The sequence below is a fragment of the Mucilaginibacter sp. genome, assembly GCF_964263795.1.
GTDB lineage: Bacteria > Bacteroidota > Bacteroidia > Sphingobacteriales > Sphingobacteriaceae > Mucilaginibacter.
This window is the reverse complement of the sequence record NZ_CAXVWK010000016.1, coordinates 182,011-206,147: the sequence shown is the minus strand read 5'-3', so window position 1 is coordinate 206,147 and position 24,137 is coordinate 182,011. Positions and strand designations below refer to the sequence as shown.

The 24,137-nt window shown below is 44.3% G+C and carries 24 protein-coding genes; 8 read left to right on the top strand and 16 right to left on the bottom strand.

Annotation, left to right across the window (positions count from 1 at the left end; genetic code table 11):
- Positions 1-72 precede the first annotated feature (72 nt).
- The gene (locus ACE5CV_RS02410; RefSeq protein WP_374948554.1) at positions 73-690 is read left to right on the top strand and encodes an ATP-binding cassette domain-containing protein; all 618 of its coding nucleotides are present in this window, start codon (positions 73-75) and stop codon (positions 688-690) included.
- Positions 691-795: 105 nt separating this feature from the next.
- The gene (gene efp, locus ACE5CV_RS02405) at positions 796-1,359 is read left to right on the top strand and encodes an elongation factor P (protein WP_374948553.1); all 564 of its coding nucleotides are present in this window, start codon (positions 796-798) and stop codon (positions 1,357-1,359) included.
- A gap of 74 nt (positions 1,360-1,433) precedes the next feature.
- On the opposite strand, the gene ACE5CV_RS02400 is transcribed toward efp, so the two are convergent.
- The 3 genes from ACE5CV_RS02400 to ACE5CV_RS02390 are packed head-to-tail and all read right to left on the bottom strand — an operon-like array spanning position 1,434 to position 3,276.
- Complete coding sequence (locus ACE5CV_RS02400) at positions 1,434-2,201, bottom strand: exodeoxyribonuclease III (protein ID WP_374948552.1); 768 nt, start codon at positions 2,199-2,201, stop codon at positions 1,434-1,436.
- A 5-nt stretch (positions 2,202-2,206) separates the two neighbouring features.
- Positions 2,207-2,911, bottom strand: a complete 705-nt coding sequence (locus ACE5CV_RS02395) for a peptidylprolyl isomerase (RefSeq protein WP_374948551.1) — start codon at positions 2,909-2,911, stop codon at positions 2,207-2,209.
- A gap of 11 nt (positions 2,912-2,922) precedes the next feature.
- Entirely contained in the window at positions 2,923-3,276 is a 354-nt protein-coding gene (locus ACE5CV_RS02390; RefSeq protein WP_374948550.1) for a hypothetical protein, read from the bottom strand.
- Between the two features lie 134 nt (positions 3,277-3,410).
- On the opposite strand from ACE5CV_RS02390, the gene ACE5CV_RS02385 reads away from it, so the two are divergent.
- The gene (locus tag ACE5CV_RS02385) at positions 3,411-3,737 is read left to right on the top strand and encodes a hypothetical protein (protein ID WP_374948549.1); all 327 of its coding nucleotides are present in this window, start codon (positions 3,411-3,413) and stop codon (positions 3,735-3,737) included.
- Positions 3,738-3,799: 62 nt separating this feature from the next.
- Entirely contained in the window at positions 3,800-6,097 is a 2,298-nt protein-coding gene (locus ACE5CV_RS02380; RefSeq protein ID WP_374948548.1) for a TonB-dependent receptor, read from the top strand.
- A gap of 205 nt (positions 6,098-6,302) precedes the next feature.
- Here the strand turns inward: ACE5CV_RS02380 and ACE5CV_RS02375 are convergent, their stop codons facing one another.
- The 5 genes from ACE5CV_RS02375 to thrA all read right to left on the bottom strand — a co-directional run bounded on the left by ACE5CV_RS02375 (position 6,303) and on the right by thrA (position 12,166).
- Complete coding sequence (locus tag ACE5CV_RS02375) at positions 6,303-6,908, bottom strand: HAD family hydrolase (RefSeq protein WP_374948547.1); 606 nt, start codon at positions 6,906-6,908, stop codon at positions 6,303-6,305.
- A 41-nt stretch (positions 6,909-6,949) separates the two neighbouring features.
- The gene (locus tag ACE5CV_RS02370) at positions 6,950-7,372 is read right to left on the bottom strand and encodes a hypothetical protein (protein WP_374948546.1); all 423 of its coding nucleotides are present in this window, start codon (positions 7,370-7,372) and stop codon (positions 6,950-6,952) included.
- Positions 7,365-8,675, bottom strand: a complete 1,311-nt coding sequence (thrC, locus tag ACE5CV_RS02365) for a threonine synthase (protein WP_374948545.1) — start codon at positions 8,673-8,675, stop codon at positions 7,365-7,367. The genes ACE5CV_RS02370 and thrC overlap by 8 nt, the downstream gene beginning before the upstream one ends.
- Before the next feature lie 103 nt (positions 8,676-8,778).
- Entirely contained in the window at positions 8,779-9,714 is a 936-nt protein-coding gene (locus ACE5CV_RS02360) for a homoserine kinase (protein ID WP_374948544.1), read from the bottom strand.
- 1 nt (position 9,715) lies between these two features.
- Positions 9,716-12,166: a bifunctional aspartate kinase/homoserine dehydrogenase I gene (gene thrA / locus ACE5CV_RS02355; RefSeq protein WP_374948543.1), complete on the bottom strand. Its 2,451-nt coding sequence runs from the start codon at positions 12,164-12,166 to the stop codon at positions 9,716-9,718.
- A 246-nt stretch (positions 12,167-12,412) separates the two neighbouring features.
- Between thrA and rsgA the strand changes: the two genes are divergently transcribed.
- Genes rsgA through ACE5CV_RS02340 form a run of 3 tightly spaced genes read left to right on the top strand, consistent with a single transcriptional unit; the run spans position 12,413 to position 14,170 of the window.
- Complete coding sequence (gene rsgA, locus ACE5CV_RS02350; RefSeq protein WP_374948542.1) at positions 12,413-13,330, top strand: ribosome small subunit-dependent GTPase A; 918 nt, start codon at positions 12,413-12,415, stop codon at positions 13,328-13,330.
- Between the two features lie 52 nt (positions 13,331-13,382).
- Positions 13,383-13,841 carry a D-aminoacyl-tRNA deacylase gene (gene dtd, locus ACE5CV_RS02345; protein WP_374948541.1) on the top strand — a complete coding sequence of 153 codons (459 nt, stop codon included), beginning with the start codon at positions 13,383-13,385 and terminating at the stop codon, positions 13,839-13,841.
- Positions 13,842-13,843: 2 nt separating this feature from the next.
- Entirely contained in the window at positions 13,844-14,170 is a 327-nt protein-coding gene (locus ACE5CV_RS02340; RefSeq protein WP_374948540.1) for a nucleotide pyrophosphohydrolase, read from the top strand.
- A 113-nt stretch (positions 14,171-14,283) separates the two neighbouring features.
- On the opposite strand, the gene ACE5CV_RS02335 is transcribed toward ACE5CV_RS02340, so the two are convergent.
- The 4 genes from ACE5CV_RS02335 to ACE5CV_RS02320 all read right to left on the bottom strand — a co-directional run bounded on the left by ACE5CV_RS02335 (position 14,284) and on the right by ACE5CV_RS02320 (position 18,060).
- Positions 14,284-14,994 (bottom strand): 2-phosphosulfolactate phosphatase, encoded by a 711-nt coding sequence (locus tag ACE5CV_RS02335; protein ID WP_374948539.1) that lies wholly within the window; start codon positions 14,992-14,994, stop codon positions 14,284-14,286.
- Between the two features lie 96 nt (positions 14,995-15,090).
- Positions 15,091-16,170: a glycine cleavage system aminomethyltransferase GcvT gene (gcvT, locus tag ACE5CV_RS02330; RefSeq protein WP_374948538.1), complete on the bottom strand. Its 1,080-nt coding sequence runs from the start codon at positions 16,168-16,170 to the stop codon at positions 15,091-15,093.
- A gap of 35 nt (positions 16,171-16,205) precedes the next feature.
- Positions 16,206-17,402, bottom strand: coding sequence for a glycosyltransferase family 4 protein (locus tag ACE5CV_RS02325; RefSeq protein WP_374948537.1), 1,197 nt, complete (start codon positions 17,400-17,402; stop codon positions 16,206-16,208).
- A gap of 31 nt (positions 17,403-17,433) precedes the next feature.
- On the bottom strand, positions 17,434-18,060 hold the full coding sequence (locus ACE5CV_RS02320; protein WP_374948536.1) for a ribonuclease HII: 627 nt from the start codon (positions 18,058-18,060) through the stop codon (positions 17,434-17,436).
- A gap of 66 nt (positions 18,061-18,126) precedes the next feature.
- Here ACE5CV_RS02320 and ACE5CV_RS02315 point away from each other — a divergent pair, with 66 nt between their 5' ends.
- Positions 18,127-18,657 (top strand): DUF4920 domain-containing protein, encoded by a 531-nt coding sequence (locus ACE5CV_RS02315; protein ID WP_374948535.1) that lies wholly within the window; start codon positions 18,127-18,129, stop codon positions 18,655-18,657.
- Positions 18,658-18,903: 246 nt separating this feature from the next.
- Here the strand turns inward: ACE5CV_RS02315 and ACE5CV_RS02310 are convergent, their stop codons facing one another.
- The 4 genes from ACE5CV_RS02310 to panD all read right to left on the bottom strand — a co-directional run bounded on the left by ACE5CV_RS02310 (position 18,904) and on the right by panD (position 24,055).
- Entirely contained in the window at positions 18,904-19,599 is a 696-nt protein-coding gene (locus ACE5CV_RS02310; protein WP_374948534.1) for a hypothetical protein, read from the bottom strand.
- Positions 19,600-19,691: 92 nt separating this feature from the next.
- Positions 19,692-22,508 carry a carbamoyl-phosphate synthase large subunit gene (gene carB / locus ACE5CV_RS02305; RefSeq protein ID WP_374948533.1) on the bottom strand — a complete coding sequence of 939 codons (2,817 nt, stop codon included), beginning with the start codon at positions 22,506-22,508 and terminating at the stop codon, positions 19,692-19,694.
- Between the two features lie 211 nt (positions 22,509-22,719).
- Entirely contained in the window at positions 22,720-23,691 is a 972-nt protein-coding gene (locus ACE5CV_RS02300) for a TonB family protein (protein ID WP_374948532.1), read from the bottom strand.
- Positions 23,692-23,704: 13 nt separating this feature from the next.
- Positions 23,705-24,055 carry an aspartate 1-decarboxylase gene (gene panD, locus ACE5CV_RS02295; RefSeq protein ID WP_374948531.1) on the bottom strand — a complete coding sequence of 117 codons (351 nt, stop codon included), beginning with the start codon at positions 24,053-24,055 and terminating at the stop codon, positions 23,705-23,707.
- Between the last annotated feature and the right edge of the window lie 82 nt (positions 24,056-24,137).

Genomic DNA, 24,137 nt, shown 5'->3' with positions numbered 1-24,137 from the left:
TAAACATGACGCATATTGCGGGCATATTTTTATTCTGAAGTTCTCCGTTTGTGATATACTGATTCAGGAAGAATGAAAATCACCCTTCAAAATATTGGCCGGCGTTTTAACCGGGAATGGATCTTTAAGGGTATAACCTATACTTTTAGCCAGTCGGGCAGCTATGCCATTTTAGGCCCTAATGGTTCCGGCAAATCAACTCTTTTGCAGGTTTTAAACGGCAGCCTTGCGCCTTCTGTTGGGGTGCTTAAATATTCAAACGGTGAAACAGGAATAGAGCCCGAAGATGTTTTTAATCATTTGAGCCTTGCTGCGCCTTACCTGGAGCTGATCGAGGAGTTTAGCTTAAACGAGATGGTTGATTTCCATTTTAAATTTAAAAAATACAAGCAGGGAATAGATAAGGCTGAACTAACCAGCCTGCTTAATTTAAAAGGCAGCGAAAATAAAATGATCCGCTATTTTTCATCGGGAATGAAACAGCGATTAAAGCTGGCGCTTGCGTTCTGTTCCGACACTCCTATGCTGATGCTGGACGAGCCAACCTCTAACCTGGATACGCAAGGCATCGATTGGTATTTAAACCTCGTAGAAAAGTTTAGCGCCGACCGACTTACCATCATTTGCTCCAATCAGGAGCACGAGTACAGTTTTTGTAAAGAACAATTAAGCATTGCAGATTATAAGTAGCATTTTGACTACCTATACGTCGAATTGTATTACTGTAATTCTAAATCTGTTAGCTTAAATATCGCCTCTAATAATTATTTTTGCTCCTCGATTATACAACTTATTATGGCAAAAGCATCTGACATAAAAAACGGAAATATACTTCGCTTTAATGGCGAGCTGGTACAGGTTGAAGAATTTTTACACCGCACGCCCGGCAATCTTCGGGCATTTTATCAGGCCCGTATGCGAAATGTACGTTCGGGTAAATTGGTGGAGTATCGTTTCCGTACGGATGAAGAAGTTGACATTGCACGTGTAGAAACCAGCAATTACCAATATTTGTATGAGGACGGTGAATCGTTAGTTGTGATGGACAACGAAACTTACGACCAGCACAATGTTCCCAAAAAACTGTTCGGCCCGGCGGTAAAGTTTCTAAAAGAAGGAATGAACGTAATTGTGGCCTTTGAAAGTGATGAGCCAATAATGGGTTCCGTTCCAGGATCTGCCGAGTTAGAGATCACTTATACGGAACCTGCTGTTAAAGGTGATACATCAACCGGAGCCATGAAAAATGCCACTGTTGAAACTGGTGCCGAGATCAAAGTGCCCTTGTTTATTAATATTGGCGACAAGGTAAAAGTAGACACCGCTACGGGCAGCTATGTAGAGCGTGTAAAAGTGTAGCAGAAATTATTTCATCAAAAAAGGGATGCTATCGAGCATCCCTTTTTTGTTTTATTGAACCTCGTTGTTATGTCTTAAAACTCCAGCTCCAGCAAGACGGGACAATGATCGGAATGTTTGGCCTCTGATAGTATGGCAGAACGTTTGATATTGTCCTCTAACTCTTTACTAACCATATTATAATCTATACGCCAGCCCAGATTTTTACCACGTGCGCCCGCGCGGAAACTCCACCAAGTGTAGTTATGCGGCTCCTTATTTACATGCCGGAAGGAGTCTACAAAACCCGACTCAATAAACCCTTCCATCCACTCACGTTCTTCAGGCAAAAAGCCGGATGAATTGGCGTTTGATTTTGGATTGTGAATGTCTATTGGTTTATGGCAGATGTTGTAATCGCCGCATACAACAAGTTTAGGATATTGCACTTTCAGCAGCGTAAGGTATTTACCAAACTCATCTAAAAAGCGGTATTTAAATATTTGCCGTTCGTCTCCGCTGGATCCTGACGGGAAGTAGACACTCATTACCGAAACTTCATCAAAATCAACCCGGATACAGCGGCCCTCGCGGTCAAAGTCGGGGATACCGCAGCCATATTCTACATGATTAGGCAGGCTTTTGCTGAAAATAGCTGTTCCGCTGTACCCTTTCTTTTCGGCCGGAAACCAAAAATGCTGATAGCCCATTGCGTCTACTAAGCCGAGGTCAGTTAAAACATCGGGCGTTGCCTTGATCTCCTGCAGGCAAACTACATCCGCATCAGTAGCCTGTAGCCACGCCAACCAATCTTTATTAATTGCAGAGCGTATGCCGTTCACGTTATAGGTAATGATCTTCATAAAACTTATTTTGCCAAGCCTAAAAGTTTATCCAATTGTTTGCATTCTTTCTTATCCAATAGCTCAACCGTCATGGTTACATTGCTCTTAGGGCGGTCGCACTCATCTTTTTTAACAGCCGCAATGCGGTCTACCATATCAATGCCATTAATTACTTCGCCATACACAGTATAGTTTTGATCAAGATGCGGCACACCGCCTACGGTAGTATAGATCTCCCGCTGTGATGGCGGGATCTTCCGGCCTTTCAATCTTGTTCTTTCCAGTGTATCTAACCGGCCTGGTGTAAAACGCCGTCCTTCCACAATATAAAACTGGCATCCGCTCGATGCCTTTTTTGGGTTGTCGTCTCGGGCAGCGGCCAGTACACCGCGTTTGTGAAAAATACTATCGCGAAATTCAGCAGGCACGGTATAGCCAACGTCACCATCACCAAGCGCCATGTCTGGTGCGGCCTTAACCGGGTCCTTCGAATCAGGATCGCCGCCCTGAATCATAAAGTTTTGTATCACCCTGTGAAATAATGTACCATTATAAAACCCCTGCTTGGTAAGCTTAATAAAATTATCGCGGTGCAGGGGCGTTTCGTTATACAACCGGATGATGCAATCGCCATAACCGGTTTTAATTCGTACGTATTGGTTTTTAGGCGGTTTTGCGAATGCAGTTGCGGCCAAAAGTAAGAAGCAAAGAGTAAAGACTTTTTTCATATGGTTAAGTATTAAAACTCCCATTCCATTTCTGTTTCAAAATAGTTAATGACAAGCGATTTCAGTAGCATCTCCTGCTCAAGCAGCGTATAATTAGGCATTTGATTAACCAGTTTCCAGTGAGGCCACCCATCTTGGTCAAGGCCTTCCAGTTCGTAAAAGCCCATTTGGCTAAATAGCTTACAGTTGGCAATGTGCATCAACTCTTCTTTTTGACGCTTGCTAAACTTCCGCGGGCCCTGGCCAAGTTCCTGTACGCCAATTAAAAATAAAACCACTTTAATATCCGGCTTTTCATTATCAAACTCGGTTGCTAAACGCTCTTGCAGCGCGGCCCATTTCAAATTAATTTCGGCAGGTTTCATCTGGGCAAATATAGCAGATGTACAGTTGCTTTAACCATTTTGTTACCCGGCCTTTAACAATATTGTTACTTTACAAACCGGCTTTTGGGGTTTAAATATTTACTTTTGTTTGTATTGTTAAAATAACAGCGGTTTTGAAAAAAAGCACTTACCATATAATTTGCGCCTGGACACTGCTTTTATGCTTTATAACAGGCCAATATATGGTTTACGCCCATCAGCACTACATCAATAAAGGGGCTCATACAACCGTTTGCCATTCTCCGTCAAAATCAGCTCAGCCTACTGTGTCAGAAAAATGTGCCGTGTGCGATAGTATGCACCACATTAATATGGAACTGGTAAATCATATCAGTTACCCTAAAGTTGCCGCTACAACATTTACTTACAAAACCCTTCAATACCAATCCAAGAGCATATCGCTCATCCTGGCTTCAGGCCGCGGCCCGCCAACAGCATAATAAGTTTTTATATCCAGCAAACGCCACATTGTGTGGTATTTATGAATTTTTAAATTATTATTATGAAACTACGATTAGTTAGTTGCCTGTTTTTCCTGTTTATGCAAATATCTGCATTTGCCAATTTTATAGATTTTAAAGGTAAAGTAATTGACGCAAAAACGCATGAAACCCTGCCTGGTGCTGTGATCAACATTCCGGATCTCCGGATCTCCGTCGCTACAAACAATAAAGGTGAATTTACTTTCAAGGCCATCCCTGCACGCGGCCGTTATGTGGTGCAGGTACAATATCTAAGTTACAAGACATTGACCCAGACTGTCGACTTCTCGACAACCACCTCGTTTGTGTTTGAAATGCAGCCCAGCATTGTGGAAACACACGAAGTTGTGATCACCGGTACACCAATAACCGCTGGCAGCCGAAGTAATAGTACATCGGCTTCGGTAGTAACTAAAGACCAGTTGCAGGGCTCGTCAACCAACCTGATCGATGCATTAGCAAGGCAGGTGCCCGGAGTAAGCCAGATCACTACCAGCCAGGCTATTTCTAAACCTGTTATACGCGGGTTAAGCTATAACAGGGTGGTTACTTTAAATGACGGGGTTAAACAACAAGGCCAGCAATGGGGCGACGAACACGGTATAGAGATGGACCAGTTCCAGGCCGAGCGTGTAGAGGTGCTCAGGGGCGCAGCATCGCTGCAATACGGATCTGACGCGCTGGGCGGTGTAATCAATGTTATCGACCCGCCAACCCCAGCCGAAGGGAATATTAAAGGCGAGGTACTATCTAACTACTCTACCAATAGCGGCTTAACTAATACATCGGTAATGTTAAGCGGTAACGAAAATGGTTTTGTTTGGCGAGGCCGCGGTACGTATCAAAACGCGCACGAGTTTAAAACACCCGCAGGTTACTATATTAACAGTGGTTTTAATCAAACCAATTTTAGCGGTTTGTTAGGGGTTAACAAAAGCTGGGGCTATTCGCATCTAAACTTTTCTTACTTTAAAAACAACATCGGATTTTACGATTCGGAGCCTGGTGACCCGCTTTACACCGACACTAAAAGCCGCACTATAGATTATCCACGCCAGGATATCCGCCATTATAAATTGGCATTAAATAACAACTTCATCTTTGGCTCCAGCTCGTTAAAACTGGACTTAGGCTATCAGAAAAATCAGCGCCGCGAACTGGAGGACAGCCCCGTTCCCAATTTATTCTTCGACCTGAGCACCTACTCGTTAGACGCTAAATATTACCTGCCAGAAAGCAACGGCTGGCGGCCGGTTATTGGTTTAAGCAGCAGCCTGGGTCATAGTGTTAACCTGGGCGAGGAACTACTGATACCGGCGTATGACGAATTTAGCAGCGGCGCTTTTGTTTACGCCAAAAAAACCTGGGATCAAAATACCTTTAGCGCTGGCGCAAGGTTCGACTATATTAAAAATAAAGGCAAGGCCCAAAATAACACCAATGGCGGTGTAATCTTTACCGGCTTTGACAACAACTTTTCCAACGTAAGTGCCGCGTTGGGTTTCACGCATATATTCAATGACGAGTTTAGCTTTAAATCTAATGCCGGGTCGGCATTCCGTGCGCCAAACCCCGCTGAACTGGGCTCTAACGGCGTGCACGAAGGAACATCCCGTTATGAAATTGGTAACCCTAATTTAAGCCCGGAGCGCAGCTATCAGGCTGATGCCACGATTGAGTATGGTTCACGCTTTGTAACCGGTAGCGTTGGTGTTTACGAAAACTATATCCATGACTTTATTTACGCATCGAACACCAATAAGGAGCAGGTAACCGTAGTGGACGAAACCGGCAACCCGCGCGATTATGACGCTTACCGTTACGGACAGGTAAATGCCAATTTGTATGGCTTTGAAGGTAATTTAACCTTGCACCCGGTATCATTTATTCACTTTGAAAATACGTTTAGTTATACCCGTGCCAAAAACACATCGTTCGACAGGCCGCTGCCCCTAATACCGGCAGGTGTGCTGCACAACACTTTGCGTTTTGAGCCAAAAGTTAAAGGCCTGACAAATTTTTACATCTCTGCCGGGATAGATAACTATTTCGCACAGAATCGCATCGACGCCACCTTCGAAACTCCAACGGATGGCTATACCCTGATCAATGCCGGCATTGGTGCCACATTTAAAATAGGGACTCAGCTTTTAAAATTATATGTGACCGGATCTAACCTGGGCAATAAACGTTATTACGATGCCCTGAGCCGCTTAAGGCCCGGCCGTTACAGCCAGGAAGACCTTAGTTACGGTGTTTACAACGCTGGGCGTAACATTACCTTTGGCTTTTACCTGCCATTCGGCACTAATAAATAGTAAGTTAGTTAGTTTAGTTAATCAATAGTGAGGCGGTGAGTGGTAACTCATCGCCTTTTTTATTGGTTATTTGGTCGATAAATGCAATGCTGACATGCTATACCAAATTATCTTCCTGCGTATATTTCTGGTTTGTTTTGATAAGCTAACGCCTTGATATTGATCCGGGTGGTTGCTTAACAATTCAGCCTGGCATCAATATTCCCTACAAAATATTTCTTTTTTCAAGATCTTCTTTTAACTGCTCGGGCGAGGTGAAGTGAATACTATTGATCCCTAGTTTTTGGGCAGCTAGTATATTGCGGTAATTATCATCTATAAATAATGATTCTTCGGCTTTTACATTATAACGGTCTAGCAGGATCTGGTAAAACTCTGGCGCCGGTTTACGCATTTTTTCAGCACCCGACACTACAATACCGTCAAACCAGTTTAAAAATTCGAATCGTTCCTGTGCCAGTGGGAATGTCTCTGCCGACCAGTTAGTAAGTGCATAGATTTTGTATTTGCCGCTTGCTTTTAGTTCTTTGAAAATTTCAACGGTACCTAAAAATGCATCGCCCAGCATCTCTACCCACCGGCTATAAAATGCGCGGATATTTGCCTCGTGTTCCGGGTGTTGAGCCACTAACAAATCGGTACCTTCCTGTAAAGTACGGCCGGCATCCTGTTCCTCATTCCAATCGGAGGTGGTGATGTTGTTTAAAAAATCGCGCATTTCCTGCTCATCGTCGAAAATGGTCTTATACATGTAATCCGGGTTCCAGTCAATTAAAACTGCCCCAAGGTCAAATATGATAGTGTTGATCATGGAAATATTTGTAGTCAAATAAGCGCTTTTATTTAATTCAGTTATTTTTTAGCGTTCTCTTTTTTATGCTTTTCCGCTAGTTTATCGGCATTATCCTGTTCAATTACTTTCACATCATTCACTACCGAATCTTTGTTTAGATAAAGCACCAGGTATTTCGCGTAAACGGTATCCAGCCGGTCCATTTTACAGTTAATTTCATACTTAAAACTTCGGTCGGTGTAGCTGTTCCACTGGGGGTAGCGCAACAGGTTGATCACCTCTTTGTATTTCATCCCTTTTAGCTTATGGGTAGCCAGCAAATCATCCAACATACCGTTACGGTTTGGCCAGCTAATGCCGTCGCCATCGTCCCAGCCCCGCCTGTCAAACTTTTTTTTGCTGCAGCCGGCAACTATAAGCATCATCGCCATGCAAAACAGTAGTAAGCCGTTCTTTTTTATTGATTTGTTATTGCTATGCATTGTTGAGCAAATATCCTTTAAATCCTTCAAAATCCTTACCTAAACTCAAAGCTTGTTTTTGTTTTTTTTCCAGCTCTGCTACCTGTGGAGGATTGACAATATGTGCAGAAACATGCTGCGGAAAAACATCCGGAAATTTGCAGGGGTGTGCGGTCGACAAAAATATCCCGGCAGTGTCTTTATCCGCATGTTTTTGCCGATAACTCTTCAATGCTTTCCATGCAATTGCAGTATGGGGGCAAACAACGTAATTGTATTTGCTATGCACCTCATTAATTGCGGCAATTGTTTCCTCATCATCGTAGCGGTAACCGGTAATTAATTTTTTTAAAGTGCCGTCATCATCTTTAAACATATCTGCAATACGCATCCAATTGCTTGGGTTGCCAACATCCATTGCGTTTGATAGTGTTGCTACCGATGGTTTGGGTTGATAAATACCGGTTTTAAGAAACTCCGGCACGGTATCATTTGCGTTTGTAGCTGCAATAAATTGCTCAACGGGTAGGCCCATTTTCCATGCCAACAGCCCGGCCCCTATGTTGCCAAAATTACCGCTCGGTACGGCAAAAACAACTTTACTGATTCCTGCCTTTAAGAGTTGCGCATACGCGTTAAAATAGTAAAACGTTTGAGGGATAAGCCTGGCAATGTTAATGGAATTAGCCGATGTAAGCCTTAGCTTTCCGTTCAGTTTATCATCGGTGAAGGCCTGCTTAACCAAGGCCTGGCAATCGTCAAAAGTGCCGTTAATTTCCAGCGCGCGGATGTTTTGGCCATTGGTAGTTAATTGCAACTCCTGAATATCGCTCACCTTGCCTTTTGGGTATAGGATGGTGACACGGGTATTGGGTACGCCTAAAAAACCAAGCGCCACTGCGCCGCCTGTATCTCCCGACGTAGCAACGAGCACATCCAGCTGCTTTTCGCCGTCTTTTAAAAAGTAGCTCATCACCCGGCTCATAAAGCGGGCGCCAAAATCTTTAAAAGCTAACGATGGCCCGTGAAAAAGCTCGAGTACGTAAATGTTATCTTCCAACTTTTCAATTGGCGCATAAAAGTTAATGGCATCGTTGATAATAGCCTTCAGATCATCGGCCGGGATATCGTCTGCCAACAGGTTTTGCGCTACATGAAAGGCAATTTCCGGCAGGGTATATTGATCAAGGTTGTTGATGAACTTATCATCCAGGCGCGGGACATTTACCGGCATGTATAAACCCTTATCCTGCGGCATGCTGTTAAATACCGCCTCTTTGAAACCAACCCGCAGGCTAGTGTTGTTTGTACTGTAGAATTTCATTGTCTGAATCAGAATTTACTGAATTTAAGAATCAACAGAATTATAAACTGACAGAACAGGGATTTGAAAATTCAATAATCCTGTATTCTGATTCAGCTATTTTTTACCCTATCACCCTCGGCCCTTTATCGTTTATAGTCGACACATAGCCATTTGAGCCTATTTTGATGCTGGTTAAATGCTTTTGTAATTTATCAGTAATGCGTTTAGCCGTTTCTTTATCCCTGGTAAAGGCAAATACTGACGGACCCGAGCCGGAGATGCCGAAACTTACGGCACCCAGATCCATAGCCATTTGGCGCATCTCATAAAAATCAGGAATCAGCATGCTGCGAACCGGTTCTACCAGTACATCCTGCATGCTTCGGCCAATCAAGTCGATATCCTGCATAAACAACCCGCTTACCAGGCCGGCAATATTTCCCCATTGGGTTACGGCATCTTTCATTAAAATTTTATTGCGGATGATTTGCCTTGCCTCACGAGTTGGTACATCCACATCCGGGAAAACAATGGCACACCACAAACTTGGTGGGTGCGGCAGGCGGACCACATCCAACGGCTCGTAACTGCGAATAAGTACAAAACCCCCTAATAGCGCAGGTGCAACATTATCCGCATGACCATGCCCGCAAGCCATTTCTTCGCCTTTCATAGCAAAAGGTAGTAAGGTAGATGGATCAGTATCATCGCCCATAAGGGTTTTTATAGCAAATAAGCCGGCCACCGTACTGGCTGAACTGGAGCCCAACCCACTGCCGATAGGCATTTTTTTATACAGTTCAATATCCACACCAACGTCCAACCTATCTATGCTACGTAAATAATGTTCTACGCTTACGCTCACCGTATTTTTAGCCGGGTTAAGCGGCAGGCGGCCGTCATCGCCCGTTATTTTGCTGATGGAGATACCCGGCTTATCGTTTATCCGCATGATCACCTCGTCGCCCGGTTCATTTACGGCAAAGCCCAGCACATCAAACCCACATACTACATTAGCAACGGTAGCCGGGGCAAAAACTTTTATAGACTCTTCCATATCAATTAGCACCTACGTTTATCAGATCGGCAAATACACCCGCAGCGGTAACTTCGGCACCGGCACCGGGACCTTTTACCACCAAAGGGCGGTCTTTATACCTGTCGGTAGTAAAAGAAATGATGTTATCGCTGCCGCTCAGCATATAAAACGGATGGCCTTCATCTACACTTTGCAAGGTGATTGATGCCTTACCATTCTCAAGCTTACCAATATAGCGTAATACCTTTTTATTAACTTGTGCCTGGTCTTTTATTTTAGCAAAATAAGCATCTTCTGATTGAAGAGCCTTATAAAACTCCTCAACGGTTTGTGCATCCAGGCAAGCCTGGGGTAGGATGTTCTGTATTTCCACATCCGCTTCTTCCATTTGGTAACCGGCATCACGGGCCAGGATCAGCATTTTGCGCATAAAATCCTTGCCGTTTAAATCATCGCGTGGATCAGGTTCGGTATAGCCCTTTTCCTGTGCTTCTTTTACTATATCATGAAAATTAGCATCACCTTTGAAGTGATTAAATATAAACGATATAGTTCCGGAAAGGATGGCCTCTACCTTTTGCACCCTGTCGCCGCTGCTCATTAAATCTTTTAACGTACGAATAATCGGAAGGCCGGCTCCTACGTTGGTTTCGTAAAAAAAATCTACCCCATGCCTCCGGGCTGTATCCCTGAAGGTTTTATATTGGCTATAAGTTGCCGAGTTGCCTATTTTGTTACAGGTAACTACTGATATGTTCGATTTAAAAACCTGTTCGTAAAAAGCGATAGGTTTAGGGCTGGCAGTGTTGTCGATAAACACGCAGTTAGGCAAATTCATTTCCTTCATTTTATTAATGAATTGCTGCAGGTCGGCAGTTTGCACGGAGTTTTGCAACTCATTCTCCCAGCTATCCAAAGGCAGTCCATCGGCATTGAACACCATTTTGCGGGTGTTGCTAATGCCGGCTATCTTTACCTGGATACCGTTGTTTTGCTGCAGGAAAACGCTGTTTTGTTGCAGTTGCTTAAACAGCGTTTTACCAATGTTACCTGTACCCAGGCAAAATGCATGCAGGGTTTTAGTAAGCTCGATAAAGAAAGCATCATGCACGGCATTTAAGGCTTTAGAAAGATCAGTTGCAGAGATGATCACCGAGATATTGTATTCTGAGGAGCCCTGAGCAATGGCCCTGACATTTACACCGTTACGGCCAAGGGCATGAAACAATTTGCCACTAACGCCGGGGGTTTGCTTCATGTTTTCGCCTACTATGGCAAGGATAGCCTGGCCGGTTTCGATAACCAAGGGCTCCAGTTTGTTGGCCAACAGTTCCAGTTCGAACTCTTGTTCTATCAATTGCCTGGCATTGTCCACATCATGCGGCTGCACAGCAAAGGTGATGCTATGCTCTGATGACGATTGGGTGATAAGGATAATATTGATCTGCTCGCGCGCCAGCAAGCTAAACAAACGCCCGCTAAAGCCCGATTTGCCTACCATACCGCTACCTTCCAAACTCAGTATGCTGATATTATTGATAGAGGAGATTCCTTTTATTGGAAGATTTGACGCTTTGCAATTGTGACGGATAACCGTCCCCGCAAAAGCTGGTTCAAAAGTGTTTTTTATAACGATAGGAATTTTTTTCAGAAATGCAGGGATCATAGTTGGCGGGTAGATCACTTTGGCACCAAAGTAGGATAACTCCATGGCTTCGGTATAAGATAGCTCTTCCAGCGGGAAAGCCTTTTTTACCATGCGCGGGTCTGCTGTCATCATGCCGTTAACGTCCGTCCAGATCTGGATTTCATCTGCATTTAACGCCGAACCGAAGATGGCTGCTGTATAATCGCTGCCGCCGCGGCCAAGGGTAGTGATTTGTCCGGGTTCGTTACCGGCAATAAAACCGGTTATAAACAGTAGCTTATCGTTGTTTTCACTGTAAAAACCTTTAATCAACAGGTCGGTTAGTTCGATATTTACCTTCGCATTGCCAAAGCTGCTATCGGTTTTTATCAATTCAGACGCATCAACAAATAATGCTTCTTTAAAATACTGGGCTGCAATTTTGCTGACCATGAGGGTAGAGCAGCGCTCGCCAAAGCTCACGATCTGGTCGCGGGTTTTAGCAGTAAGTTCACGCAGCGCAAGTACACCCTGCAATAATTCTTCTAACTGATTAAAATGGATCTTTAAGCGGGTGTATGCCGGGTTTTGGTTTTGGATATCTAATAAAGCTTTCACCACATCGTAATGGCGTTTTTCTAATTCGGCCAGCTCCGCGGTAAACTCGTTGCCGTTTGCAGCGTTTTCGGCCATTGAAAGCAGCAGGTTGGTAAGGCCGCTCATGGCACTTAATACAATTACCGGGTTGCTCCCACTGTCGTGTTCGCCTTTTATGATATCTAACAACGTTTGAATGCTTTTGACGGAACCTACGGATGTGCCGCCGAATTTTAAGATCTTCATTTTTTCTGATATTAAAAAAGCCTTCCTCTTTGTCGGAGGAAGGCTTTCATTTGGTTTTGTTTATTTTTTTACACCATACGATTATCTTCCTCCGAGTTTTATGCCGGTGATAATAATTGTTGTAATGGTTGTGTTGTTAATTGTCATATATAATGTCGGTAAATTAAGTAGTTTAATTTTTAATAAACAAACACTCTATCGATTTTATTTTTATTTGGCTGCTTATCTTTCCTAAATTGCGCCCTTATGCAAGGGCTTGTCACAAAATCAACCGGAAGCTGGTACCAGGTCAAATCCGGTGATCAAACTATCGATTGTCGCATTAAAGGAAAATTCCGTACTAAAGGGATTACAACCACCAATCCTTTGGCCGTTGGCGATGTAGTGGATTTTGAAATGGAACCCGAGCAGGACAATGGTGTAATTACCAACCTACATCAGCGAAAAAACTACATCATCCGCAAAAGCATCAATTTGAGCAAGCAGGCGCAGATCATTGCAGCCAACCTCGATTTAGCCTTATTGGTAGTTACCCTCGCTTCACCACGTACCTCATTGGGATTCATCGACCGTTTTTTGGTTACCGCTGAGGCTTACAGTATCCCTGCTTGCCTGATCTTCAACAAACTTGACCTTTTTAGTGATGAGGGTTTGGAAATACTGGCCGAATACCAATCTGTTTACCAAAAAATTGGATATCCGTGCTATTCAGTTTCAGCTTTAGCGGGGACAAATATAGATCATGTGCAGGCTTTGCTTAAAGATAAGGTAACGTTATTTTCCGGCCACTCGGGCGTAGGTAAATCGAGCCTGATCAACCGCTTATTGCCCGACCTGGATTTACGCACGCACATGATCTCCGACTGGAGCGACAAGGGCATGCACACTACTACCTTTGCCGAAATGTTTGAACTGCCGCAAGGCGGAGACATTATAGACACTCCGGGAATTCGCGAATTAGGGGTGATAGATATTGAAAAGAATGAGCTTAGCCACTTTTTTCCGGAAATGCGCGATCGCATGAACCAGTGCCGTTTTAATAATTGCCGCCATATTAACGAGCCGGGCTGCGCTGTTCTGCAAGCAATTGAGGACGGCAATATTGCATTATCCCGCTACGATAGTTACCTGAGCATCTATAATGGAAACGACACGAGGGCATAATCAGGTTGGCGCAACTTCTTTTAATTTGAGCTAAAAAAACTTAAAACATTTAATGAGGGCGATATTACAACGGGTAACCCAGGCATCATGTACAGTTGACGGCAACATTACCGGGCAAATTGGACTTGGTTTTTTAGTTTTATTGGGTATTGAAGATGCGGATACTGATGACGACCTGCAGTGGCTGGCTCAAAAAATCGTAGGCATGCGGGTGTTTAGCGACGAAGGCGGCATGATGAACAAAGCCCTGGCGGATGTTGGTGGCGACATATTACTCATCTCTCAATTTACGCTGTTTGCGCAGACAAAAAAAGGCAACCGCCCCTCGTTTATAAAAGCAGCCCGTCCGGATAAGGCGATCCCGCTCTACGAAAAGATGATCAGTACGCTGGAAATGCTTATGGGAAAAAAGATTGCTACCGGCATATTTGGCGCGGATATGAAGATCAGCCTGATAAACGATGGCCCGGTGACGATCATGATGGATACCAAGGATAAAGAAAATCACTAAAAATGGAAATTCAAGACGCCCAGAAATTGGTTGATGACTGGATCAAAACCACCGGGATTCGTTATTTTAACGAGTTGACAAATACGGCTATTTTAATGGAAGAAGTTGGAGAGGTTGCCCGAATCATGGCAAGGCAATATGGCGAGCAATCTTTCAAAAAATCGGATACAGAAATTAACCTGGCCGATGAAATGGCCGATGTACTTTTTGTTTTGATCTGCCTGGCTAACCAAACCGGCATTAACCTTACCGAAGCGCTTGAAAAAAACATGCAAAAGAAAAGCATCCGCGATGCCGACCGGCATAAAAATAATGAGAAGTTAAAGTAAAATAGTGTTCACGTTCACGGCCGTGAACGGCACCAAAAATTTGGTAACGACTGATAATCAGACTATCGAAATTTTCCGTTTGTAACAAAAACGCATTTATGCTGTCACGAAGCCTAAAGTTTCAATAATTTTTCCCCATCTAACACAGGGATAGCTGTAGTAATATCTACCTGTAAACAAAAGGCAATATCTTTTTCGATACCCAATTTTTTGAGACGTTCTCCGTGCGATGTCTTGCTAAGGTATTGGGCTATATCGGCTTTGCCCAACTGGAAAAGGTCGTTAGCGGCAATGGACGGGTCGTCCAGTATAAAACCCGAATCTTTCAACTGCTCAATAACCGCACCGGCAAACAGGGTATCCTCCAGGTTAAAATTGTTTTTCCAGCCGGCGCAAACCAGCAGGATATTTTCGTTTTGGGTTTTAAGCCAATTACAAAGCGAAGTGAGGTTTAAAAAAGAGCCGATCACCACTCTTTTAGCCGATCGTGATAAATGCAGGGCATGTGTACCGTTGGTTGTGGTAAGCACCACCGTTTTGCCGGCCACCTTATCGGGCGTATAACTAAATGGCGAATTGCCAAAATCAAATCCCTCCACAACCTCGCCGTTACGCTCAGCTGCCAGCAGGTAATCCAGACCCTTTTCGCGGTAGGCTGCGCATTCCTCTACTTCCGATACGGGAATGATGGCTTCGGCTCCGTTTTCAATACCATAGCAAATAGATGAGGTAGCGCGGAAAATATCGATCACCACCACAATATAATCGGGTACGTTATAAAGCGGGATAAGCGCCGGCGTAAGGCAAACATCTAAATTTTTCATCGGATGATCTATTCATTGGGTCATTCGGTCATTGTCTCCGGCGATTTACAAAGTAAAATGATCCGATGACTCAACAACTAATGACAAGCGAAGGTTCTATTTATAAAACGGTGGTTTAACAACCTTAGCTTTTACTTTGGCATCGCGAATGCTGATGTAAATTTCTGAACCTTCTTTGGCAAATTCATTCTTAACATACCCCAGCCCGATAGCTTTTTGCAATGATGGCGATTGTGTGCCTGACGTTACTTTGCCGATGGCGTTGCCATCTGCATCGACAATGGCATAGTCATGACGGGGGATACCACGGTCTATCATTTCAAAGCCGATCAGCTTACGTTCAACACCAGCTTGTTTTTGTGCCTGTAAAGCTTCAGAATTGGTAAATTGCTTGTTAAATTTGGTAACCCAGCCTAAGCCGGCTTCTAAGGGTGAAGTAGTGTCGTCAATATCGTTACCATACAGGCAAAAGCCCATCTCCAGGCGCAGAGTGTCACGTGCAGCCAGGCCAATAGGTTTTATACCGAAAGGTTCACCGGCTTTAAATATTTCATCCCAAATGAATTCGGCATGCTCATTATCAAAATAGATTTCAAAGCCGCCAGCGCCGGTATAGCCGGTTGCTGATACTATGACATTATCTATCCCCGCAAATTTACCTTTAGTAAAAGTGTAGTACTCCATTGATGCCAGGTCAATATCGGTTAGGCTTTGCAGCGCATCTGCCGCTTTTGGGCCTTGTACGGCTAAAAGTGACGTGCGGTCTGATATATCCTTCATATCAACCCCATCAGTATTATACTTAGAGATCCAGTTCCAGTCTTTTTCAATGTTAGACGCATTGACCACCAGCATATACGTTTTTTCGTCTACGCGGTAAACCAGCAAATCGTCAACAATGCCGCCATCTTCGTTAGGCAGGCAGGAGTATTGCACTTTGCCGTCGTACAGTTTCGATGCATCGTTACTGGTAACACGCTGAATCAGGTCAAGCGCCTTATCGCCTTTCAAAATAAACTCGCCCATGTGGCTCACATCAAACACACCCACCGCCTTGCGCACGGTATCATGTTCGGCATTAATTCCGGTGTATTGAACGGGCATATTGTAACCTGCAAAGGGCACCATTTTAGCACCTGTTTTGGTGTGCAGATCGGTAAGGGCAGTATTTTTCATGGTTATTTGTTATGCGGCAAAAATAGTAAAATAGCTTATATAATCGACTCGTAAAAACCCACCAACTGTTTGGTAATGGTATTTACGTTATGCTGTTCTTCTACCAGCTTGCGGGCATTAGTGCCTATTTGGCGGGTAAAATGCTCATCGCTGATGCATTTACTAATGGCGCTGTAAAACTCATCGGTATTGTTGGCAATGATGATGTTATGGCCGTCAGTAAAATTGATACCCTCGGCACCAAGCGACGTGGATATGATACACTTTTGCATGGCCATTCCCTCTATAATCTTTACCCGCATACCCCCGCCGGATAACAGCGGAACGATCATGATAGATTTGCTGTTAACAAACTTCAGGGCATCATCTACCTCCCCTTGTATGTAAACCTTACCGGGTACCTCGTACTCATCATAAGCCTCGGGAATGTTATGGCCGGCCACAAAAAACTTTACCTTCAGGCGCCCGTCTATCAGGTCTTTATGAAAATTATCTAAAAACCACTCTATTCCCTCTTTATTGGGCAGCCAATCCAACGATCCTAAGAAAAATAAGCTGGGGTGCTCGGTACAACTATCGTCCGGCTGATAACGGGACAGGTCGACACCGATTGGCAATGCTATTATAGGCGTTTTAGAGCCACGTTCAATAATGGTGTCCCGATCCTGCCCGGTAAAAACTACCAGGCCATCAAATTTATCACGCAGGCCAGATTCATAGGTGCGTACGCGCCGGGCCAGCAAGCCCAGATACCAGCGCTTTATGGGGTCGCTTTTTTGGCGGGCCAGCTTTTGCCATACCTGGTGCTCGATGTTGTGCACCCTAAAAACCAGTTTGGCCTTTGATACCTTACGGATAGCCGAGAGGTAAGGTGCTACGAATAAGCCCTCTAACTGGATAATGTCGTAATCCTGCTCCTGAATATTCCTGACCAGCAGGCGCTCGAAACCTGCATTATAATACTTGTCAATATTGTAGGGGTTCCTGGTGAAAAGGTTACTAAACGCCTCTACCATGGTAAGGCGCGTATCAATAGCATATTCAATGTATTGGATGCGGTCCAGCAGTTCATCCCGTTCGGTTACACGACCGCTTTGCTTTTTAACGTTGATGGATATTAATGATACCCTGTGCCCCTGGCTTACCAGACCCTTGATGGTATTGCCAACTACAATAGGATAGCCGCCGTTCTGTGGGAATGGAGTGCGGTGTGTTAATATCAAAATCCTCAAAGCGAGTGTTATAATTGGTTGCCCAAAGTTATCAATCCGCCAATGAATCGGCAACCTCGGTGGCTGCAAATCGTGCGGGCGGCTCCGTTACTTTGAAAGTTTTACGGTGGTATGGCGTATGGCCGCGTTGCAGCACCATTTTACGATGATCAATAGTAGGATAGCCTTTATTGCTGTGCCAATTATACTCCGGGTGTTCAAGGGCAATTTGCTTCATATAATCGTCCCGGTAAGTTTTAGCCAAGATAGATGCGGCTGCTATACTAAAGTACTTGGCATCGCCCTCTACAATGCACTGATGGGGGATGTCGCTGTACTTGTTAAAGCGGTTACCATCAATGATCAAAAATTGCGGAATGCATAAAAGCTTATCAATGGCCCTGTGCATCGCTAAAAAGGATGCGTTGAGGATGTTTATCTCGTCAATTTCGCAGTTGTCGCACCAGGCAACAGCATGCGCTATAGCACGCGCTTCAATTTCGGTACGCAGCTGGTAGCGTACGTCTTCGGTAAGCTGTTTGGAATCATTAAGCAGGTTGTGGTCAAAATCGCGCGGAAGGATCACGGCAGCGGCAAATACAGGTCCGGCAAGGCAGCCGCGGCCCGCTTCATCGCAACCGGCTTCAATAAAATCGTGCTGGTACCTGGCTAATAACATGCGCTTTGTAAGATCATCAATAGTTATACAAATATCTTAAAATATGCCGTTGGCCACCAATACCTTTTGAAAAATAAAACAGGCACCCGTTGCCAAACTAACAACTATAAAGAGTGTTATAACGCTATGCGGATCATAAAAAGTGCAGTAATAATTATTTGTTTATTTTGCGGGGTGGCCATGGCGCAGAAAAAAACGCCACTGCCCCACGGGATGGTCTTTGGTACGAAACCTAAAGGTATCGGCCCCATACCTGCAACTACCCTTGAACGGATGATGGGCGGCAAAGTAAGGCAAACGGCTGCCATTAGCGGTAAAATTACCCGGGTGACCAAAGAGAAGGGCGGATGGTTTGAAATTGATGCCGGTGGCGGCAAAACCATTGCAGCGCACTTTGCCAATTATAATGTTACGCTGCCAAAAGCAATTGCCGGGAGGGTAGTAATTATTGAAGGGGTAGCCCAGCGTGTACTTAACCCAACCGACCTGCAACACTTTGCCGGTGATACCGTTACCGGCTCTAAACAACACCGTGAAACGGTAAATAAGCAGCGCCGCCTTACTTTTGAAGTACTGGGATTGGTGATAGACAAGTAGACATGCAACGTTGCGGTTGTTGTCTTCAAGAACAGAATTTTCCGAATTTGGAAATAACAACGCTATAAACCATGTCATTTCGAGGGAAGCGCAGCGACGAGAAATCCTCTTAGAAAAATAGTACTGACCCTGCAAATGGTAGAGGATTTCTCCCTCGTACCCCGGGTCGAAATGACAAAAGGAAATTGCGCCCACAAAAAAAGCGATGAGTACAACCCATCGCTTCAATTTTATGATAATCTTTAATTAAGCAAACCTTGCTGTTTTGGTCAGAGCGGCCGGTTCCACATCCAGATAGTCGGCAAATAATTCCTTTATCTTTTGATTTACTTCGGCACGGTTAACTGTCGATGCATCCCGGCGGCATTTAAGATGATGCTCGCGGGCAATCTTTTCGCTCAGATCGCCCAGGGTTTTTACTTTAAGTTCCTTACCAAATTTGCCGGCAAGCACCAATCCAAAAATAGCTACACCGCCACCTATGTAACCAATGATTTCACTGTAGAATGTAACCGCGACAGATGCCAGCAGCAATAAACCAAAAGCCCATACGATCCATTGCTTTGGCTGCAACAGGTTCATGTGAAAGCCCATTTCGGTTTCTATGTCTGCAACTACTTCTATGCGGTTATCCCTCGGGAACAATTCGCAAAGCTTGGTTTGCGGTTTAAGCTCAGATCGGTCTACCGTATTTTTTGCATCTATGGCGTTGCGCAGCTTGTAAAAAGCCTGCTGCGTGGTGCAACTGTCCGAGTGGTGCTGCTTAACTTTATCTACCACAAGGTCGCATAACGCGCCAAATGTTTTAATGCCCTTTAAGTCGGTATCTGTAAAGTTGATATGAAAATACTTTTCTATTTTCAGTAAAATATCACCAATGTCCTCTGCGTCAAAATCGTTTAAATTTATAGCGTTGGTGTTACTTTTTAAATTAAGTTTCAATACAATAGAACTAAATTAAACCATCATTGCTGCCAAAATAAAAAGACAGCAAACCCTTTCTCTCCCAATTCAAAACTGATGCCAGTGCCGAATTACTTACTTAAATACATTGATTTTTCGCGATATAGATGTTTGAAGTAAGGGTCTTGCAGATCAGGGATAAACCTGATCGCTTCGCCGGTCGATTTCATCTCGGGGCCAAGCTCCTTATTTACTTCAGGGAATTTATCAAACGAAAATACAGGCTCTTTTATTGCGTAACCTTTAAGCTTCCGCTCGATGGTAAAGTCACTCAACTTATTAACATTCAACATTATCTTGGCTGCAATATTTATGTACGGCACATCATAAGCTTTAGCAATAAACGGTACCGTACGTGATGCACGCGGGTTGGCCTCAATCACAAACACCTTATCATTTTTAACCGCAAACTGAATGTTAAGTAGCCCCCTCACGTTTAGCGCGCGGGCAATTTTAGCGGTGTACTCTTCCATCTGGCTGATAACGCTCTCGCTCAGGTCGAACGGAGGCAATACAGCAAATGAATCACCCGAATGGATACCTGCAGGCTCGATATGCTCCATCATTCCTATAATGTGCACATCTTCACCGTCATGAATAGAATCTGACTCTGTTTCTGCAGCACGGTCCAGGAAGTGGTCAATCAGTACGCGGTTGCCGGGTAAATTTTTCAACAAATTGACCACCGCTTTCTCCAGGTCCTCATCATTTATTACAATGCTCATTCCCTGGCCGCCAAGTACGTAGCTTGGGCGTACCAATACCGGGTAACCTACTTCATGTGCAACCTCTAATGCCTCTTCGGCACTTTCGGCAACACCATACTTAGGGTAAGGGATATCCAGCTCTTTCAGTAAGTCGCTAAAACGGCCGCGGTCTTCGGCAATATCCATGTCGTTAAACGATGTGCCGATGATCTTGATTCCGTGTTGATGCAGCTTCTCAGCCATTTTAAGCGCGGTTTGGCCACCTAACTGAACAATCACACCCTCCGGCTTCTCCAGGTCGATTATCTCGCGCACATGCTCCCAAAATACCGGCTCAAAGTAAAGCTTATCGGCCATGTTAAAGTCGGTAGATACGGTTTCAGGGTTACAGTTAATCATGATGGCCTCATAACCGCTTTCTTTGGCGGCTAATAAACCATGTACACAGCTGTAATCAAATTCTATACCCTGGCCAATGCGGTTAGGGCCGGATCCCAGCACGATGATCTTCTTTTTATCTGATACGATAGATTCATTCTCGCCCTCGTAAGTTGAATAATAGTATGGGGTTTTGGCAGCAAACTCGGCAGCACAGGTATCAACCATTTTGTAAACGCGGTTAATTCCTAATGCTTTACGGCGCTGGTAAACATCCTCTTCGGTAACGTTACCTAAAACGTAGGCTATTTGTGTATCAGAAAATCCACGTTGCTTAAGGGTGAAGAAGAAATCTTCGGGGATGTTATTTAAAGTGTATCGGCGCAATTCTATTTCGATGTTCACTACATCCTGGATCTGGTTCAAGAACCAGCGGTCTATCTTCGTTACCTTACGTATCGACTCAATAGGTACCCCCAGGCTCATGGCATCGTATATATGGAAAAGCCTGTCCCAGCTTGGGTGCTCCAGGCTATGCATAATCTCTTCCAGGTTGCGGCTCTGGCGGCCGTCGGCACCAAGGCCGGCACGGCCAATTTCAAGGCTCTGACAGGCCTTTTGAAGCGCCTCTATAAAGCTGCGGCCAATACCCATAACCTCGCCAACCGATTTCATGGTTAAGCCAAGCTCGCGGTTTGCGCCTTTAAATTTATCAAAGTTCCAGCGGGGAATCTTTACAATTACATAATCCAGCGTTGGCTCAAAATAAGCCGATGTTGTTTTAGTGATCTGGTTTTCTATTTCATCCAGGTTGTAACCAATGGCCAGCTTTGCAGCTATTTTAGCAATAGGGTAACCGGTTGCTTTTGATGCCAGGGCAGATGAACGTGAAACACGCGGGTTAATCTCGATAGCGATGATCTCTTCATTTGCCGGGTTTACAGAGAACTGTACGTTACAACCACCAGCAAAATTACCAATGGCGCGCATCATTTTAATGGCTTGGTTGCGCATCTCCTGGTAGCAGCGGTCGCTAAGGGTCATGGCAGGGGCTACGGTAATCGAGTCGCCGGTGTGGATACCCATCGGGTCAAAATTCTCTATAGAACAAATGATGATCACATTATCATTGTTATCGCGCAGCAATTCCAGCTCGTATTCTTTCCATCCCAATACGGCCTGCTCCACCAAAACTTCGTGCGTTGGCGATGCCTGCAGCCCACGGCTTAAGGCAGCATCAAAATCTTCTTTTTTATGTACAAAGCCTGCACCTTTACCGCCCAAAGTATAGCTTGGCCTTATCACAAGCGGGAAACCAATGGTTTGTGCAGCTTCTTTACCTTCCAAAAATGAGTTGGCAATTTTAGAGGTAGCCACGCCAACCCCAATATCCACCATTAACTGGCGAAAGGCTTCACGATTTTCGGTCTTTTCAATTGCTGCTATATCAACACCAACTATCTTAACACCGTATTTTTTCCAAAGGCCCTGCTCATCCGCTTCAATACATAAGTTCAATGCTGTTTGGCCGCCCATTGTAGGGAGCACGGCATCTATCTGTTGTTCCTGCAAGATCTGCTCAAGGCTGGCCGTGTTTAACGGAAGCAGGTAAACATTATCTGCAATAACCTTGTCCGTCATGATAGTGGCGGGGTTGCTGTTGATGATGGATACTGTAATGCCTTCGTCTTTAAGGGAAAGGGCAGCTTGCGAACCTGCGTAGTCAAACTCACACGCCTGGCCTATAATAATAGGGCCGGAACCAATGATCAATACGGATTTGATGGAAGTATCTTTGGGCATAGGGCTCTTTTTAAGTCAAAAAAGTTAAAATTCAAAAGTTAAAAATGGATGGTCCATTTAACGTAAATCCTATGCGCTGAAAGGCGAAAAATCCCGACCTCAGCGTCGGGGTGCAAAGATAGTAATTACAAGGTATTCTGCATTATTTTTGTAAAAACATAATATTGGAAGCTCAACTGTATAAATTTAACAAAGATTGCTCACGATCCGTTTAACGCGCTACAGCCAATGCAAACTGAACAGGTATGGTATAGTATATTCTGATAGGCAAACCATATTTGGTAGCCGGTGTCCATTTGGGTGAGCCTTTTAAGGCTCGTAAAGCCTCATCATCCAATGATTTTTCAACGGAGTTAACCACCTTAATATTGGTTAGTGTGCCATCCTTTTCTACAAAGAATTGCATCACTACCATGCCCTGCACATTGTTTTCCCGTGCGGCCGCAGGGTAACGTATTGCCCTGGCAAGGAACATTCCAAACGCTTTTTCGCCGTTCGGAAACCCTGCCGGAACGTACCGTGCTTTGCTGTAAGTAAGGTTCCTGCCGTTTTTTACAGCGCTACCTTCAATCAAAATCCCTTCGTTATATTTTTCTTTAAAAGTAACAGTATCCTTTTTGTCTGCGCCTTTCCACTCTCCGGATTTTTTACCATTTTCTATCGGGCCTTGCTCTGCAACTTCAGTAAAATCTTCATTGTAATCAGTATAATAGCCTTTGCGATTAACGACCGTAGCTACGCCTAATGAGTCGTAAGCATCAGTAATTACCGTAACGGTATCTGCGCTACTGTCATATTTAAACTTTTCGGGATAGTGTTTAACAACATGTAATTTACCGCTGGGGTAATATTCGTAAAGATCATTTATATGATGGCCATGCTCATACGTGGCAATTGATTTTCGCTGTCCGCTATTAAAAAAAGTAAGGCATGGCCCCTCCAGGGTTACCATTTCAACTTTTGAAGTTTTGCCTATCAGCTTCTGCTTGCCATCCGTAAAATATTCAAGCAAATCATAAAGTTTTTCACCTTTCGCAGGTTCGCGTATGATGCGCAAAAAGTCGGCACTGTCTTTAGTCGTAACAATTTCACCATTGTTTTTAAGCAGGTAAACATTCTGGCGCAGCTGTGCCTTACCCACCATTGTGCAAAGCAAAAAAGTGGCGATAAAGAGAAATTTCATCAAAGTAAATGAATTATTTGATCAGCTTATTATTAGCGTCCGGGAAAATCAATATAGGTTCATAAGCACGGGCTTCCTGGGCTTCCATGTAGGCGTACGACATGATGATCACAATATCGCCTACTTGTGCCAGCCTTGCGGTAGCGCCGTTAAGGCATATAGTGCCGCTGCCGCGCTCTCCCCTGATAACGTATGTTTCAAAACGGGCGCCGTTGTTGTTGTTCACAATCTGCACCTTTTCGTTGGGGATGATGTTAGCCGCGTCGATCAGGTCCTCATCTATGGTGATACTGCCAACGTAGTTCAGTTCGGCCTGGGTAACCTTAACGCGATGAAGCTTTGATTTTAATACCTCAATAATCATAAAGCAAAGGTAAGGATATTTGATTGAAGGTTCATAGCGGGTAGTTATGGGTATGACGGTTCTGTGATCTATGAACCAGCTC

Excerpts from the sequence above, each read along its gene's own strand:
- thrC (WP_374948545.1), bottom strand. The coding sequence starts at position 8,675 with ATGAAATTCTACAGTACAAACAACACTAGCCTGCGGGTTGGTTTCAAA.
- ACE5CV_RS02390 (WP_374948550.1), bottom strand. The coding sequence starts at position 3,276 with ATGAAACCTGCCGAAATTAATTTGAAATGGGCCGCGCTGCAAGAGCGT.
- ACE5CV_RS02370 (WP_374948546.1), bottom strand. The coding sequence starts at position 7,372 with ATGCATAGCAATAACAAATCAATAAAAAAGAACGGCTTACTACTGTTT.
- ACE5CV_RS02380 (WP_374948548.1), top strand. The coding sequence starts at position 3,800 with ATGAAACTACGATTAGTTAGTTGCCTGTTTTTCCTGTTTATGCAAATA.
- ACE5CV_RS02410 (WP_374948554.1), top strand. The coding sequence starts at position 73 with ATGAAAATCACCCTTCAAAATATTGGCCGGCGTTTTAACCGGGAATGG.
- ACE5CV_RS02395 (WP_374948551.1), bottom strand. The coding sequence starts at position 2,911 with ATGAAAAAAGTCTTTACTCTTTGCTTCTTACTTTTGGCCGCAACTGCA.
- rsgA (WP_374948542.1), top strand. The coding sequence starts at position 12,413 with ATGCAAGGGCTTGTCACAAAATCAACCGGAAGCTGGTACCAGGTCAAA.
- ACE5CV_RS02375 (WP_374948547.1), bottom strand. The coding sequence starts at position 6,908 with ATGATCAACACTATCATATTTGACCTTGGGGCAGTTTTAATTGACTGG.
- ACE5CV_RS02360 (WP_374948544.1), bottom strand. The coding sequence starts at position 9,714 with ATGGAAGAGTCTATAAAAGTTTTTGCCCCGGCTACCGTTGCTAATGTA.
- ACE5CV_RS02300 (WP_374948532.1), bottom strand. The coding sequence starts at position 23,691 with ATGAAATTTCTCTTTATCGCCACTTTTTTGCTTTGCACAATGGTGGGT.
- ACE5CV_RS02320 (WP_374948536.1), bottom strand. The coding sequence starts at position 18,060 with ATGTTATTAGCCAGGTACCAGCACGATTTTATTGAAGCCGGTTGCGAT.
- ACE5CV_RS02335 (WP_374948539.1), bottom strand. The coding sequence starts at position 14,994 with ATGAAAAATTTAGATGTTTGCCTTACGCCGGCGCTTATCCCGCTTTAT.
- ACE5CV_RS02340 (WP_374948540.1), top strand. The coding sequence starts at position 13,844 with ATGGAAATTCAAGACGCCCAGAAATTGGTTGATGACTGGATCAAAACC.
- dtd (WP_374948541.1), top strand. The coding sequence starts at position 13,383 with ATGAGGGCGATATTACAACGGGTAACCCAGGCATCATGTACAGTTGAC.
- panD (WP_374948531.1), bottom strand. The coding sequence starts at position 24,055 with ATGATTATTGAGGTATTAAAATCAAAGCTTCATCGCGTTAAGGTTACC.
- efp (WP_374948553.1), top strand. The coding sequence starts at position 796 with ATGGCAAAAGCATCTGACATAAAAAACGGAAATATACTTCGCTTTAAT.
- ACE5CV_RS02400 (WP_374948552.1), bottom strand. The coding sequence starts at position 2,201 with ATGAAGATCATTACCTATAACGTGAACGGCATACGCTCTGCAATTAAT.
- gcvT (WP_374948538.1), bottom strand. The coding sequence starts at position 16,170 with ATGAAAAATACTGCCCTTACCGATCTGCACACCAAAACAGGTGCTAAA.
- thrA (WP_374948543.1), bottom strand. The coding sequence starts at position 12,166 with ATGAAGATCTTAAAATTCGGCGGCACATCCGTAGGTTCCGTCAAAAGC.
- carB (WP_374948533.1), bottom strand. The coding sequence starts at position 22,508 with ATGCCCAAAGATACTTCCATCAAATCCGTATTGATCATTGGTTCCGGC.